Origin of the sequence: Corynebacterium sp. DNF00584 (genome assembly GCF_001552965.1) — a bacterium.
GTDB lineage: Bacteria > Actinomycetota > Actinomycetes > Mycobacteriales > Mycobacteriaceae > Corynebacterium > Corynebacterium phoceense.
The window spans coordinates 225,667-240,274 of record NZ_KQ959732.1 but is presented as its reverse complement, the minus strand read 5'-3'; the positions used below and the strand labels follow the sequence as shown (position 1 = coordinate 240,274).

Here is a 14,608-nt window from a genome sequence, read left to right as displayed (position 1 = left end):
GCACTGAGCCGTCCGAGGCGCGGATGGTGACGTCGTCGCCTTCGCCGCGGGTAATCTTGTCCATCTCGTCGAGCTTGAGCACGATATGGACCATGCGCCGCGGCGGTGCGAGCCTGGTTGCGCCTTCGACGAATTCTTTGAACCCGTCTAAAAGCTTGTTCCGGGATTTCGGGGTCACGCCGGGCAGGCCGTTGGCGAAGTCGAGGAGGCCCGGGTCCTTGGTGAAGATGGTCAAGCGTGCCCACCCGTCGGGGGATTGGGTTAGCCGGGCGTATTCGTTTTTGGGCTTTTTCTCAATGTGCTTGGCAGCGACGGTGGGGATGTCTTCGGCGGCGGTGTCCGCCAGCAGCGCGCGCAGCGTGTCCTTATTGGGAGCGGAGGCGATGAGGTTCTCAATTTTCTCCAGCACGCGGAGTGGGTGCTTGCGGCGGATTGCCGCGGCGCGGGCTTCGGCTTGGAGGGTCGTGGCTTGCGTGTGGCCGTAGTAGACCTTGTGCAGGCGGCGCACGAGAAGCGCGTCGGGGCGGGCGACACCGAGGGCGAGGATGTCTTTGAGCGACATGCCGGCGGCTTCGGGAAGCGAGGAGACGCCGAGGGTGAGAGCTGCGAAGAGAGAAACTGTCATGCCCCAGAAGCTAAAGGCACGCGGCACACAATGCTAGGGGAACATATTTTCCTGTGGACAACCTGCGCCGGTTGCCCAATAGAGTGGGCGAAATTCGGGGAGTTATCCACAGAAACTAACGCTTCTCACGAAAATCTCAGTATCACCGGCACGTTCATGCCGCTGAGCGCGAGCGCTTGCGGCGGGCGGCAGCCATTTGGATGAGGTCTGTGAAGTAGACGGCGACGGCGAGTCCGATGATGCCGAAGCCGATCCAGCGGTGCGTCGAGAAGTGCTCGTGGGTGACGAAGAGCGCCCAGAGCATCTGCATGAGTGGCGTCATGTACTGGAGCATGCCCACGGTCGACAGGGGAAGGGCCTTGGCCCCTTGGGCGAAGCAGAGCAGCGGCAGCGCGGTGACGAGACCGGAGCCGATGAGCAGCACGATGTGCAGGGGGCCTTCGGAAGTAAACGTGCCGGCGCCGGAGGATTCGAGCCACAGGACGTAGATGAGCGCGACGGGCAGGACGACGAGGGTCTCGGCGGCAACGGAGCCGGTCGAGGAGACGCGGACCTGCTTCTTAATGAGGCCGTAGATGCCGAAAGAGAAGGCGAGCAGAAGCGAGATATAGGGCGCCTGGCCGGTGAAGAAGGTGAGGTAAATGACCGCGATGGCGGCGATGCCGACGGCGACGGCCTGGAGCTTGCGCAGGCTTTCTTTTAAGAAAACCAGGCCGAGCGCGACGGAGACGAGGGGATTGATGAAGTAGCCGAGGGCGGCATCGGCAACATGGCCCGAGTTGATGGCCACGACGTAGGTTCCCCAGTTGACGGAGATGAACACGCCGGCCGCGGCGAGCCAGGCCCAGGTCTTCTTGTCGAGGCGCGAGAGTTCGCGCCAGCCGCCGGTGACGACGAGGAAACCCGTGACGAGTACCGCGGTCCAAATGACGCGGTGCGCGAGAATCTCGAGGGGAGAGGCGGGCAGCAGCAGCGGGAAGAATGCGGGGAAGAAGCCCCACATGAGGTAGGCGGCAATGGTGTAAAACATCGGAGATTAATGTACTCCGCTAGCCGTGTGGCGGGAAACGTTTCTCATCAAAAGGGACGGCTTCGGGGGTTTGACGCGGCCGCTAGACTGTCTGCATGGCGAAAAACTCCTCCTTTGTTCACCTGCATAATCACACCGAGTTTTCCATGCTGGATGGTATGGCGAAGGTGGACCTGCTCTCGGAGGAGGTCAAGCGTCAGGGGATGCCAGCCGTGGGCATGACGGACCACGGCAACATGTTTGGATCGAATGCGTTTTACCAGCGCATGACCTCGGCGGGGATTAAGCCGATTATTGGTATTGAGACGTACATGGCTCCGGAGTCGCGCTTCAATAAGAAGCGTGTGCACTGGGGTACGCCGGACCAGAAGCGCGATGACGTCGCGGGCGGCGGCTCGTACCTGCACCAGACCATGCTCGCTGAGAACGCGACGGGTTTGAAGAACTTGTTCCGTCTGTCTTCGCTGGCGTCGTACGAGGGGCAGTTGGGTAAGTACCCGCGCATGGACGCGGAGCTGATCGCCGAACATGCGGATGGCATCATCGCGACGACGGGGTGCCCGTCGGGCGACGTGCAAACGCGCCTGCGCCTGGGACAGTTTGATGAGGCGCTCGAGGCCGCGGCGATGTGGCAGGACATCTACGGCAAAGATAATTACTTCCTTGAGCTCATGGACCACGGCCTCGACATCGAGACGCGCGTGCGCTCCGAGCTGCTGGAAATCGGGCGCAAGCTCGACCTGCCGCCGCTGGTGACGAATGACTGCCACTACGTGCTCGAGTCGCAGGCGGCCTCGCACGAGGCGATGCTCTGCGTGCAGACCGGCAAGACGCTCATGGACCAGGACCGTTTCAAGTTCGATGGCACGGGCTACTACATCAAGTCGGCTGCGCAGATGCGTGAGATTTGGGACGACATGGTCCCGGATGGCTGCGATAACACGCTGTGGATTGCCGAGCGTGTACAGGACTACAGCGAGCTGTGGGAGGAGCATCCGCTCGACCGCATGCCGATCGCCGACGTGCCGGAGGGCGAGACCCCGACGTCGTGGCTGACCAACCAGGTCATGGAGGGCCTCCAGGCGCGCTTCCCCGGCGAAGAGGTGCCGCAGGAATACATCGAGCGCGCGCAGTACGAAATCAGCGTCATCGACATGAAGGGCTACCCGTCCTACTTCCTCATCGTCGCCGAGCTCATCAAGCACGCGCGCTCCGTCGGCATTTGGGTGGGCCCGGGCCGTGGTTCTGCGGCAGGCGCGCTCGTGGCGTACGCACTGACAATTACCAATATCGACCCCATCGAGCATGGTCTCCTGTTCGAGCGATTCCTCAACCCGGAGCGTCCATCCGCACCGGATATCGATATCGACTTCGATGACCGCCGCCGTGGCGAGATGATTCAATACGCCGCGGAGCGTTGGGGCGAGGACAAGGTCGCGCAGGTCATCACCTTCGGTACGGTGAAGACGAAGCAGGCCATCAAGGACTCGGCGAAGGTGAACTACGGTCAGCCGGGCTTCCAGATGGCGGACCGCATCAACGGCGCGCTGCCGCCGGCGATCATGGCGAAGGATATTCCGCTCTCGGGCATCATGGACCCGGAGCACCCGCGCTACTCGGAGGCGACCGAGGTCCGACAGATGATCGAGACGGACCCGGACGTCAAGCGCATTTACGAAACCGCGCGCGGCCTCGAGGGCGTGGTGCGCCAGGCAGGCGTCCACGCGTGTGCCGTCATTATGGCGTCCGTGTCGCTCATGGACCATATCCCCATGTGGCAGCGTTCGGACGGCGCGTACATCACGGGCTGGGATTACCCGGCATGTGAGGCCATTGGCCTGCTGAAGATGGACTTCCTGGGCCTGCGCAACCTCACGGTCATTGGTGACGCGCTGGCGAATATCAAGAAGAACCGCGGCATTGACTTGAAACTCGAGGAGCTGCATGCGGACGATCCGAACGTCTCAAAGGTCTACGACCTGCTGTCGCACGGTGAGACGCTGGGCATCTTCCAGCTCGACTCGGGTGGTATGCAGGAGCTGCTCAAGCGCATGAAGCCGACGGGCTTTAAAGACATCGTGGCGTCGCTGGCGCTTTACCGTCCGGGCCCGATGGGCGTGAACGCGCACTGGGACTACGCGGACCGCAAGAACGGACGCAAGCCCATTACGCCGATTCACCCGGAGCTGGAAGAGCCGCTCAAGGAGATCCTGGACGAGACCTACGGTCTGATCGTCTACCAGGAGCAGATCATGCGTATCTCGCAGAAGGTCGCGAACTACACGGCCGGCGAGGCAGATGGCTTCCGTAAAGCCATGGGTAAGAAGAAGCCGGAGGTGCTGGCCAAGCAGTACGACAAGTTCTGGTCCGGCATGCAGGCTAACGGCTACTCCAAGGACGCGATGGACGCGCTGTGGGGCACCATCGAGCCGTTCGCGTCCTACGCGTTTAACAAGTCGCACGCGGCAGGCTACGGCCTGGTCTCGTTCTGGACCGCGTACCTCAAGGCCTATTTTGCGCCGGAGTACATGGCGGCGCTGCTCACGTCGGTCTCGGATAAGAAGGATAAGTCGGCCATTTATCTCTCGGACTGCCGCCACCTGGGCATCCGGGTGCTGCCGCCGTCGGTGAACGAGTCGCACACGGACTTCCAGGCTGTCGGCGAGGATATTCGCTTCGGTATGGGCGCTATCCGCAACGTCGGTGCTGAAGTCGTCGAGGCCATCGTCAAGGCCCGCGAGGAGAAGGGACACTTCAAGAACTTCTCGGACTATCTGGACAAGATCGACCTCGTGGCGTGTACCAAGCGTGTGACGGAGTCGCTCATTAAGGCCGGGGCCTTCGATGACATGGAGCATCCGCGCAAAGGTCTCATGCTCATCCACGAAGACGCGGTGGACGCGGTGCAGACCACGAAGAAAGCCGCGGACAAGGGCCAGTTCGATCTCTTTGCGGGACTCGGCGCGGAAAGCGAAGAGACGATGAGCGCGTTTGCCATTGACATTCCGGACGAGCACTGGGACCGCAAGCACGAGCTGGCGCTCGAGCGCGAAATGCTGGGTCTGTATGTCTCGGGCCACCCGCTCGACGGCTTCGAAGAGGCGCTCGCGGAGCAAACCGATACGCCGCTGCCCAAGATCCTGGCGGATGAGGTTCACAACGGCCAGGAGCTTGTCATCGGCGGCATCATCTCAGCGGTCGACCGCCGCTACTCGAAGAAGGACGGCTCGCCGTGGGCTATCGTCACGGTCGAAGACCACAACGGCGCGCAGGTCGACATCCTCGTGTTCAACCAGGTCTACTCGCTCGTCGCGCCGCAGATTGTGGAAGACAACATCATTCTGGCCAAGGTCAACGTGAAGATCCGCGACGACCGCCGCTCGCTGTTCTGCTCCGATATCCGTGTGCCGGACCTAGGCCCCGGCGGCGGCGTTGGCCTGCCGCTGCGGCTGACCATGCGCACCGAGCAGTGCACGCTCGACACTATCGCGCGACTGAAGAACGTCCTGCTCAAGAACAAGGGCGAGTCCGACGTCTACTTGACGCTCGTCAACGGCGACGAGTCTACGATGATGGTCCTCGGCGAGCACCTGCGCGTGGAGCGTTCCGGCAACCTCATGGGCGATCTCAAGGCGACGATGGGCGCGGGCATTCTGGGATAGCCCCGGTGTGAATATAAAACGGGCGGACAAAGAGGTTTGGGTTAGGGTAGACAGCACAGTCTAGTTCACCTCACATAAGGAGCACCTTCCATGTCCCAGAAGATTCGCACCACGCACGTCGGCTCGCTGCCGCGTACCCCGGAATTACTGGAGGCGAATCTCAAGCGCTCCGCCGACGAGATCACGGACGACGAGTTCTTCGCCATCCTCGAGCGCGCCGTCGAGGAGGTCGTGCAGCGCCAGGTCGATCTGGGCATCGACATCATCAATGAAGGCGAGTACGGCCACATCACCTCCGGCGCCGTGGACTATGGCGCGTGGTGGAACTACTCCTTTAGCCGCCTGGGCGGCCTCACCATGACGGACAAGGACCGCTGGGAAGCCAACGCCATTCAGCGTTCCGAGCCTGGCAATATCAAGCTCACTTCCTTCGTTGACCGCCGCGACCGCGCCATCTTCAACGAAGCCTACAATGACCCGGAGTCCGGCATCTTCACCGGCCGCAAAAAGGTTGCCAACCCGGAGTTCACGGGCCCGATTACCTACATCGGGCAGAAGGAAGTTGACGCCGACGTCAAGCTGCTGAAGGATGCGATGGGCAAGGCGGGGGCATCGGCAGGCTTTGTGGCGGCCCTGTCCCCGGGATCGGCCGCGCGCTTGGGCAACAAGTACTACAAGACCGACCTGGAGGTCGTGCAAGCCTGTGGTGAGGCGCTCTCGCACGAGTACAGGGCGATTACGGACGCGGGCCTCACCGTCCAGTTCGACGCGCCGGACCTCGCGGAGGCCTGGGACCAGATCAATCCGGAGCCGTCCGTGAAGGACTTCCAGGGCTTCGTGCGCGACCGCATTGCGGTGCTCAATGACGCGATTAAGGACCTGCCGCGCGAGCAGACCCGCCTGCACATTTGCTGGGGTTCCTGGCATGGCCCGCACGTTACGGACATCCCGTTCGCGGATATCATTGACGAGATTCTCGAGGCCAAGGTCGGCGGCTTCTCCTTTGAGGGTGCCTCGCCGCGCCATGCGCACGAGTGGCGCGTGTGGCAGGATCATCAGCTACCGGAGGGCACGCTCATCTACCCGGGCGTGATTTCGCACTCGACGAATGCGGTGGAGCACCCGCGCCTCGTTGCGGACCGGATTATCCAGTTCGCGGAGGTCGTGGGTCCGGAGAACGTCGTGGCGTCGACCGACTGCGGCCTGGGTGGGCGCCTGCACCACCAGATTGCCTGGGCGAAACTTGAGTCCCTCGTCGAGGGTGCACAGATTGCCACGGAGGAACTCTTCTAAGCCACGCTTGCCGATGCCGCGGTCTCCGGGCCGCGGCTTTTTGCGTGCGCGCCGAAAGATATGACAATTAAATCTTAAACCGCCATAAAGGGGATATCTTTGTTTGAAAAGTTGGCGTTGAACTGGGGAAACGCCATCGTGAATAAAAGTAAACAGAATGCGCGACAAGGACGCTTGTTCTGTTTACTATAGACAGCACAGTCTAGAAAGGAATTGCTTATGACCCAGAAGATCCGTACCACGCACGTTGGCTCGCTGCCGCGCACTGCAGCACTCCACGGGGCGAACCAGCGCCGTCTCGCCGGCGATATCTCCAACGAGGAGTTCGACCAGATTCTGCAACAGGCCGACAACGAGGTCGTGCAGCGCCAGGTTGATCTGGGCATCGACATCGTCAACGAGGGCGAGTATGGCCACCTCGCGCACGACACCATCGATTACGGTGCATGGTGGACCTACTCCTTCAGCCGCTTGGGCGGTTTGCGGCCGACGCGCGAGGAGGAGCCGGATGCGTTCGGCAAGATCGTGCGCCACGAGCCGGGCAGTATCGAGCTCACGACGTTCCCGGACCGTCGCGACCGCGCGGTGTTCGCGGAAGCGTACGAGGACCCGAAGTCGGGCATCGAGGGAGGCGGCAAGAAGTTCCTGCTGCCCACGATTGACGGGCCGCTGAGCTACGTGGGGCAGGAGGCGCTCGCTGCGGACGTTAAGCACCTGGGCGCGGCCATTGCGTCGACGGGAAAGGACGTTGAGGGATTCATCGCGGCGGTCTCGCCGGGCTCGGCGGCGCGCATTCGCAACCTGTACTACCCGTCCTACGACGAGTTGCTCGCGGCGACGGCGGAGGTCATGGCGCACGAATACCGCGCCATCGCGGACGCCGGCTACACGGTCCAGATCGATGCCCCGGACCTCGCGGAGGCCTTCGACCAGGTCAACCCGGAGCCGTCCTACGAGGACTTCCGTGGCTACGTGCGGAAGAATATTGACGCCATCAACGCGGCGATTAAGGGCATCGACAAGTCGAAGGTGCGCCTGCATATCTGCTGGGGTTCCTGGCACGGCCCGCACTCCACGGACATCCCGTTCGAGGAGATCGTCGACGAAATCTTGCGCGCCGAGGTCGGCGGCCTCACCTTCGAGGCGGCGAACGTCCGCCACGGCGCGGAGTGGCGCGTGTGGCAGAAGCGCGAGCTGCCGGAAGGCACCGTCATTATCCCGGGCGTCGTCTCGCACTCGACGAACCTCATCGAGGACCCGCGTCTGGTGGCCGACCGCATCCACACGTTCGCGGAGCTCGTCGGCCCAGAGAATGTCATCGCTTCGACGGACTGTGGCCTGGGCGGACGCATTCATGAGCAGATCGCCTGGGCGAAGCTCGAGTCCCTGGTGAAGGGTGCGGAGATCGCCTCGCAGGAGATCTTCGGCTAAACACGAATGAAAGGGCGGGTGCGCATGTGCGCACCCGCCCTTTTTTATTGCGTAGCCCTAGAGGCGGAACTGCTTCTGGGCGTTGCTCATCGCGCCGTTGACCTGCTTGAGCATGCCAGTGAGCGCGCCGTTGATGTCCTTGCCGAACTCCGGATTGACCTTGACGAGGGTGCTTGCGAGGCCGATGAGGCCACCGATGACGGACAGGATCAGGTTGATCCAGGCGAAGGCTTCCTTGCCTTCGGGGGAGAGCTCAGCCCACTTGAGCCAGTCCGGCAGCTCGACGGGCTTGTCATCCTTTTCTTTCTCGACGCAGTCCGGCTTGTCGGGCATGCCGGAGGAACCGTAGCCGTTGACGATGCCCAGAGCGAGTTCCTGCGGACCCATGAACGAAGAACCTGCGGTGCCATCCTTGACGGCCTTCTTGTGGGCTTCCTTGGCGGCGTCGACCTCGGCCTGGCACTCCTTGGACAGTGCGGTCTTCGTGGTCTCCGTGCCGTCGGTCTTCTCGCCGTCGGTGATGCCCTCCTTGCCCTCGCCGCCGGGCTTCACTCCGTCACTTGCTGTGTCCTCAGAGGAACCGGAGTCCTGGGACTGAGCGCTGGAGGCGCCCTGAGACTCGGAGCTTTCGGCGCCAGCGACCGGCGTGACGAGGGCGAGGGCGGTGCTGGTTGCGGCGACCAGCGCGACTGAGAGACGACGTGCGCGCATAAGAATTATTCCTTGGGGTGACGACAGTGCGAACGGAAATGGAACGCACCTGAATCTAGCAGGTTGGGGTGCCTGGCGGGAGGGAATGCCCCCGCCAAGGGGCTTAGTGGCCCAGGGCGGAGTTCAGGGCGTGGCGCAGCGGTGCTGGCAGGAGACGCAGCAGCGTGGCTGGTGCGCCCGGAACTATGCTCACTGTGCCCAGGACGGCGGCCAGAGCCGCGGCAACGACGCCGAACGCGGTGCCGACCGAGGAACCGGCGTCGGACGAGGCGGCGGAGCTGCCGGAATCGCCCTGGTCGTCGTCATCGTTATCGGCGTCGGCGGGCACGAGGTCGGTGACCTTAAAGACGGTCGTAGTGCCGGAGACCTCGTTGCCGGAGATGAGAAGGTACTCGCCGTTGGGGGAGTCCTTCTTGTCAACGAAGGTAAGTCCCTCGGGCCCGAGGTCGCCGGCGGCCTTCGTGGCCTCGTAGTTCTTGTCGTCGTAGCCCACGGAGAAGTCGCGGTTGTTGACGTAGGTGACGTACTGGGCGTTGCGCGGGTCGGTGACGTCGTAGACGAAGATGCCGCCCACGCGCTCAGCACCGATGAAGGCGTAGGTGCGCTCGCCGACCTTGCCGATGGTGAGAGCCTCGGGCTCGGGCCCCTTGTTATCGGAGCGGTCGTCGGCCTCCGGATCCTCGTTATCCGCGTTGAAGTTGAGGACGCCCTGCTCGTGGAGGCGGGCGGTGATCTCCTCGAAGTCGGAGCCGGAGTCGAAGACGACGTTGCCGGCGGCGTCGTAGATGGAGAAGGAGCGGGAGCCGTAGGCGTAGAACTCGTCGAAGCAGCTCTTCTCCTCGTTCCAGCCGGACGCGGTGGAGACCTTGAGATTGCCGGCGAAGGACGTGTCGTCGAAGCCCTCGGGAAGTTCGACGCCCTCGCAGACCTTGCCAACCTCGATGAGGTCCTTGATCTCGGCCTCGTCGGTGTACACGCCGGAACCGTCCTCGTCGCCCCATTCGCGGGCGTCGCCCTCGTTGGCCGTCGCGAAGTAGGTCTCGTCGCCGGCAGTAAACGCGCCGATGGAGTCCGGCATGGACAGACCCTTGACCGGTAGGGTGCGCAGCTCGATCTTGTCATCCTTGTTGGACGGGTCGATCGGGGTCTTTGAGTGGTCCGCGATAAAAGCCGGGACGACGTCGGTGACGGTCGCCGACGGGATGTCGATGATGGCGATGGCGCCCGCCTCTTGCAGCGACGCGTAGGCGGTATCGCCAACAGAGGAGATGTACTCCGGCTCGAAGTCGGTCGACGGCTTCGAGTCGGCGTCGGAAGGACCGAAGACGCGGATGGCGGGGTCGAGCTCGCCGGCAGCGTACTTCGCGTCGTACGCCTCGAAGCCAGCGGTGCGGACGTCTGCCTGGGTGGGGGCGGCGGCATCGGAAGGCAAGGCGATGACGGACACGGAGCCGGTGGGGTCTGCGACGTAGTCCGTGCCCTCGGCGGTGAGCTCGTTGGACGGCTCGCCCTCGTTGGCGAGCAGGGCGAACTTCCCATCCGCGGTGAGGTGGACGTTATCGGGCAAGGCACCGATGGTGACGCGGCCGAGCTCCTTGCCGGTGGCAGCGTTGAAGAAGAGGGCCTCGCCGTCCTGCGTCTTATCGGCCTGCTGGACTGCGGCGACAGCCAGGCCGTCGGGGCGCACGGCGACGGAGTTGATCTCCTGGTCGCCGCCGGCGGAGACGACGCCGACCTTGTGCGGCGCGGCCGGATCCGAGGCGTCGAGGATGTCGATTTCGCCGGAGTGCGCGTTGACGGCGAGGATGCGCTTCGACGCGGCGTGGAAAGCGACGATCTCCGCGGCGGACTCGCCAAGCACGCCAGAGTCGTAGGCGCCGAGCGGCTCGACCTTGAGCGAGGCGTCGGCAACGGAATCGACGATGGGAGAGGCGACGATGGTGGCTTGGGCCGGAATGGCGGGGACGGTGAGCGTGGTCGCGGCGAGCGTGCACAGGGCGAGAGTGCGGCGGATGGCCATACATGAGCTCCTTGAGAGTACGAGAAATATGACGAGGCAACATCCAAGTGCATGCAGGTAACACAGGGTTAACACAGAGGTAAAAGTGAGATGAAATGCCGGACTAATCGGTCGATCGCTAGGTAATCGCGCGGGCGGCGACCATGGGGTCTAAAATGACTCAGCATGACTAACTCCGCAGTATTCGAGCCCATTCACGCCTCCGATATCAGCCAGGCCCAGGCACGAATTTCCTCGGAGATTGCGCCGACGCCGTTGCAGTACTGCCCGCGACTGTCCCAGGAAACGGGCTGCGAGGTTTACCTGAAGCGCGAGGATCTCCAGGACGTGCGTTCCTATAAGATCCGCGGCGCTCTGTTTTCCATCACGAATCTCACGCCGGAACAGCGCGCGCACGGTATCGTGACGGCCTCGGCCGGCAACCACGCGCAGGGCGTGGCGTATGCCTGCCGGACCATGGGCATCCAAGGCAAGATCTACGTGCCGGAGCCGACGCCCAAGCAGAAGCGCGACCGCATCGTGGTCCACGGCGGCGACATGGTCGAGCTCGTCGTCACCGGCGCGAACTTTGACGAGGCCGCGGCGGCCGCGCATGCCGATGCCGCCGAGCGCGGCTCCATCTTCATCGAACCCTTCGACGCGCGCGACACGATCACCGGCCAGGGCACCATCGCCGCGGAGGTCGTGAGCCAGCTGGCCTCCTTGGGCAAGTCGCTCGACGCCATCGTCGTCCCCGTGGGTGGCGGCGGGCTGCTCTCCGGCATCACGTCGTACCTTGCGGACATGGCGCCGCGCACGGCGATTATCGGCATCGAGCCGGCCGGCGCTGCCTCGCTCACCGCAGCGTTCGCGGCGAACGAGCCGGTGACCTTGGAGTCCGTCGATCCCTTCGTGGATGGCGCGGCCGTCAAGCGCATTGGCGACCTGCCCTTCCAGGTCCTCGAGGCCAACCAAGGGCGCCTGCACTGGTCCACCGTCTCCGAGGGGGCCGTGTGTACGGAGATGCTTGGCCTGTACCAGAACGAGGGCATCATCGCCGAGCCCGCTGGCGCCCTGTCCGTCACGGGCCTGCGCGACCTCAAGCTCACGCCGGATTCCGTGGTCGTGTGCGTCATCTCGGGCGGCAACAATGACGTGCTGCGCTACAACGAGGTCATGGAACGCTCGCTCGTGCACCGCGGGCTCAAGCACTACTTCCTGGTGAACTTCCCGCAAGAGCCGGGGCAGCTGCGCCACTTCCTTACGGAAATCCTGGGCCCGGACGATGACATCACGCTCTTTGAGTACTTGAAGCGCAATAACCGCGAGACGGGCGCAGCGCTCGTCGGCGTGGAGCTGGGCCGCGCGGCTGACTTGGATGGCTTGCTTGAGCGCATGTCGAATTCCAAGATTTCGTGCCAGCACCTGAAGCCGGGCACCTCGGAGTACGACTACTTGGTGGCGTCGCACTAAGTTGCGCCCGCTAGGGTAGGGGCTTATGGATTCTTATGAGCGCCCGGTCGAAGGCGCGCCCGTCGAGCACGAGATTGAGATCAAGCGTTCGCGGTTCATCACGTTGATTGGCCGCGCTCGGGACGAGGCGGAGGCGCGCGAGTTTATCGATGCCGCCCGCGCGCGCTTTCCTGATGCCCGCCACCATTGCTCGGCGTACATTTACCACGTCGACGCAGCCAACCCGGTGGAGCGTTCCTCCGACGACGGGGAGCCCTCGGGCACGGCGGGCCGTCCCATGCTCGACGTGCTGCGCGGCTCGGGCATGCTCGACATTGTGGCCGTCGTCGTGCGCTACTTCGGTGGGGTGAAACTTGGCGCGGGCGGGCTCGTCCACGCTTACGGCGGCGCGGTGAGTGAGACGCTCGAGAAGGTCCCGCGTGTGACTAGGGCGCTGCGTGAGCTCTATTCCGTCGACGCTGATCATGGTGTGGCCGGGCGACTTGAGGCCGAGCTACGCGGGCGTGGCTATGCGGTGGTGGACACCTCCTATGGCGCGCAAGTGACGTTCACTCTGGCGCTGGAGCCTGGCGGCCAGGAGACACTCGACGCCGAGCTTGCGGCGCTTACGCAGGGCGCGGTGGCATCGAAAGCAGCAGGGGAGCGCTGGGTCGAGCTGGACCGAGCTTGATCGCTCACGGCATGGCTGGAACTACCCGGCGCAGCCGCTTATCGAAGGTAGAATGACCGGCATGACTATGCAGCGACGCCCCAACAATCCGATTGAGAAGCGCAAGCAAGACGTGCGCAAATACTCCCGCAACGCCGTGATTTCCGTCGCGGCGGGCCTGGGCGGCGGCGTCCTTGCGGCGTGGGTCTTTACACATGGCACGTTCTTCTTCATGATTGGCCTCATCGTCGCCGTTGTGGGCGGCGTGTACAACTGGTCCAAGGTGCGCTCGATCGTCAACCACAAGGACCAGTACTAAGCCGGGGTGTCTCTATGACTCAACCCGATGGAAAGCCCGTCCGCATCGACGCGTGGGTATGGGCCGTGCGCATGTTTAAGACGCGCTCGGAGGCCGCGAATGCGGTGAAGGCGGGACACGTCAAGCTCAACGGCAACGCGACGAAGCCTGCGCAGCACGTCGTGCCAGGCGACCGCGTGCGCGTGTGGCGCAACCACCACGAACACGACTTGGAAGTCCTCGCGACGGTACGCAAGCGCGTGGGTGCGCCGGTGGCGCGCACGTGTTACATCGACCATGCACCGCCGCCCCCGCCCAAGGAGTTCATGCCGGCGCTGCCCGTACGCGATCGCGGCGCCGGACGCCCTACCAAGCGCGAGCGGCGCCAGATGGAGAAGTTCCGCGGCGGGTTCCGCTAGCGTGACGGCTAAGCGCGCAGCTGCTTGAGGCGCCGGTGGAGGCGCTTGCGGCGGTCGCCACGGTCGCCGAGCTCCGCGGTGGCCTCGATGTGCTCCTTGCCAAAGTGCAGAAGCAGCAGGTCGTCGATGAGGCGGACCTGTCCCGGCTTGTAGCGGTAGCGCATGGCCTCGCGTACGCGGATGATGTCGCGCTCATTAAGGAGGGCCTCGAGCTTAGCGAGGGTGTCGATATTGTTGGCCTCGAGCAGCTCGGCGAGGAACCGGATGTGCTCAGAACGCGGGCGGGGGAACGCGTCGCCGAGGAGGACAGCGAGCACGCCAGGAAGCGTTTCGGCGTTGATCTCCACGGAATCTTGCGGGGCGGGGCCGACCTCCATGAGTGCCGCGATGTCATCGAACTGTTGATCCGCGAGCTCGATCAGGCCCGCAGCAAGTGTGAAGAGACGGTCGACTTGGGCCGTGGGCGGCTTGGGGCCCTGCTTGTAGCGGATATCATGCTCGAACTCGGCCCAGGCGTGCTGCAGGACGGTGCGGATTTGCACCTCGAAGGTAAAGCCTTCGTACTCGGCGAGCTCTTCCAGGGAGTCGTTGACCTGCAGGACGAGGTGGTGCGAGCCGTAGCCGAAGCCGCCGGAAATGCGGGTTTCTGCTGCCTTGTCCACACTGCGCAGCACCGTGAAAGAACGCCCCAGGATGTCGATGGCTTGCGGGATAACGGTGGAGTTGAACACGGTGACGCGCGCACCGACGAGGTCATGAATGTCATTCCACGGATCGGGATAAGCCAGGGCGCCGTCCGCGTCGCGCTTCTTTGCCTTCTTCTTCAGCGACGGCCAGCCCTTGACACGCGTGGCGACGCGGTCGTAGACCACGCCGGCGTCATCGAGGACGTCCTCGATGGCTTCGGAAAATTCCGTCGCAGCATTCGGGTGGGTGCGCACCCACTCGTGATAGCGGTTTCCGAGTTGGGAGATAGCATGCTCAGGCACAGTACTGTCCTTTCTCGGGGTCTGGTTGG

Annotated in this window: 11 protein-coding genes and 1 pseudogene; 7 read left to right on the top strand and 5 right to left on the bottom strand. The window is 63.6% G+C overall.

Annotated elements, in window-relative coordinates; all coding sequences use genetic code 11:
- Together HMPREF0307_RS03415 and rarD are read right to left on the bottom strand one after the other, a co-directional pair.
- Positions 1-625 (bottom strand): annotated as a pseudogene (locus HMPREF0307_RS03415) (hypothetical protein); the annotation flags it as partial.
- Positions 626-779: 154 nt separating this feature from the next.
- Positions 780-1,655, bottom strand: a complete 876-nt coding sequence (rarD, locus tag HMPREF0307_RS03410) for an EamA family transporter RarD (protein WP_066487149.1) — start codon at positions 1,653-1,655, stop codon at positions 780-782.
- 95 nt (positions 1,656-1,750) lie between these two features.
- On the opposite strand from rarD, the gene dnaE reads away from it, so the two are divergent.
- The 3 genes from dnaE to HMPREF0307_RS03395 all read left to right on the top strand — a co-directional run bounded on the left by dnaE (position 1,751) and on the right by HMPREF0307_RS03395 (position 8,041).
- Positions 1,751-5,317, top strand: a complete 3,567-nt coding sequence (gene dnaE, locus HMPREF0307_RS03405; RefSeq protein WP_066487147.1) for a DNA polymerase III subunit alpha — start codon at positions 1,751-1,753, stop codon at positions 5,315-5,317.
- Between the two features lie 90 nt (positions 5,318-5,407).
- Positions 5,408-6,610, top strand: coding sequence for a cobalamin-independent methionine synthase II family protein (locus HMPREF0307_RS03400; protein ID WP_066487145.1), 1,203 nt, complete (start codon positions 5,408-5,410; stop codon positions 6,608-6,610).
- Positions 6,611-6,829: 219 nt separating this feature from the next.
- Entirely contained in the window at positions 6,830-8,041 is a 1,212-nt protein-coding gene (locus HMPREF0307_RS03395) for a cobalamin-independent methionine synthase II family protein (protein WP_066487142.1), read from the top strand.
- A gap of 57 nt (positions 8,042-8,098) precedes the next feature.
- On the opposite strand, the gene HMPREF0307_RS03390 is transcribed toward HMPREF0307_RS03395, so the two are convergent.
- Together HMPREF0307_RS03390 and HMPREF0307_RS03385 are read right to left on the bottom strand one after the other, a co-directional pair.
- Positions 8,099-8,752, bottom strand: a complete 654-nt coding sequence (locus HMPREF0307_RS03390) for a hypothetical protein (RefSeq protein WP_066487139.1) — start codon at positions 8,750-8,752, stop codon at positions 8,099-8,101.
- Between the two features lie 103 nt (positions 8,753-8,855).
- Positions 8,856-10,772 (bottom strand): choice-of-anchor I family protein, encoded by a 1,917-nt coding sequence (locus HMPREF0307_RS03385; protein ID WP_066487135.1) that lies wholly within the window; start codon positions 10,770-10,772, stop codon positions 8,856-8,858.
- Between the two features lie 165 nt (positions 10,773-10,937).
- On the opposite strand from HMPREF0307_RS03385, the gene ilvA reads away from it, so the two are divergent.
- From ilvA to HMPREF0307_RS03365, 4 genes are all read left to right on the top strand, one after another.
- Positions 10,938-12,224, top strand: a complete 1,287-nt coding sequence (gene ilvA / locus HMPREF0307_RS03380) for a threonine ammonia-lyase IlvA (RefSeq protein WP_066487129.1) — start codon at positions 10,938-10,940, stop codon at positions 12,222-12,224.
- A gap of 25 nt (positions 12,225-12,249) precedes the next feature.
- Entirely contained in the window at positions 12,250-12,894 is a 645-nt protein-coding gene (locus HMPREF0307_RS03375) for a YigZ family protein (protein WP_066487128.1), read from the top strand.
- A gap of 61 nt (positions 12,895-12,955) precedes the next feature.
- Positions 12,956-13,192 carry a hypothetical protein gene (locus HMPREF0307_RS03370; RefSeq protein WP_066487265.1) on the top strand — a complete coding sequence of 79 codons (237 nt, stop codon included), beginning with the start codon at positions 12,956-12,958 and terminating at the stop codon, positions 13,190-13,192.
- A 14-nt stretch (positions 13,193-13,206) separates the two neighbouring features.
- Positions 13,207-13,590 (top strand): RNA-binding S4 domain-containing protein, encoded by a 384-nt coding sequence (locus tag HMPREF0307_RS03365; protein WP_066487127.1) that lies wholly within the window; start codon positions 13,207-13,209, stop codon positions 13,588-13,590.
- 8 nt (positions 13,591-13,598) lie between these two features.
- Here the strand turns inward: HMPREF0307_RS03365 and HMPREF0307_RS03360 are convergent, their stop codons facing one another.
- Positions 13,599-14,579, bottom strand: a complete 981-nt coding sequence (locus tag HMPREF0307_RS03360) for a GTP pyrophosphokinase (protein ID WP_066487126.1) — start codon at positions 14,577-14,579, stop codon at positions 13,599-13,601.
- Between the last annotated feature and the right edge of the window lie 29 nt (positions 14,580-14,608).

Coding starts and splice junctions, on each gene's coding strand:
- ilvA (WP_066487129.1), top strand. CDS start 10,938: ATGACTAACTCCGCAGTATTCGAGCCCATTCACGCCTCCGATATCAGC.
- HMPREF0307_RS03400 (WP_066487145.1), top strand. CDS start 5,408: ATGTCCCAGAAGATTCGCACCACGCACGTCGGCTCGCTGCCGCGTACC.
- HMPREF0307_RS03365 (WP_066487127.1), top strand. CDS start 13,207: ATGACTCAACCCGATGGAAAGCCCGTCCGCATCGACGCGTGGGTATGG.
- HMPREF0307_RS03375 (WP_066487128.1), top strand. CDS start 12,250: ATGGATTCTTATGAGCGCCCGGTCGAAGGCGCGCCCGTCGAGCACGAG.
- HMPREF0307_RS03390 (WP_066487139.1), bottom strand. CDS start 8,752: ATGCGCGCACGTCGTCTCTCAGTCGCGCTGGTCGCCGCAACCAGCACC.
- rarD (WP_066487149.1), bottom strand. CDS start 1,655: ATGTTTTACACCATTGCCGCCTACCTCATGTGGGGCTTCTTCCCCGCA.
- dnaE (WP_066487147.1), top strand. CDS start 1,751: ATGGCGAAAAACTCCTCCTTTGTTCACCTGCATAATCACACCGAGTTT.
- HMPREF0307_RS03385 (WP_066487135.1), bottom strand. CDS start 10,772: ATGGCCATCCGCCGCACTCTCGCCCTGTGCACGCTCGCCGCGACCACG.
- HMPREF0307_RS03395 (WP_066487142.1), top strand. CDS start 6,830: ATGACCCAGAAGATCCGTACCACGCACGTTGGCTCGCTGCCGCGCACT.
- HMPREF0307_RS03370 (WP_066487265.1), top strand. CDS start 12,956: ATGACTATGCAGCGACGCCCCAACAATCCGATTGAGAAGCGCAAGCAA.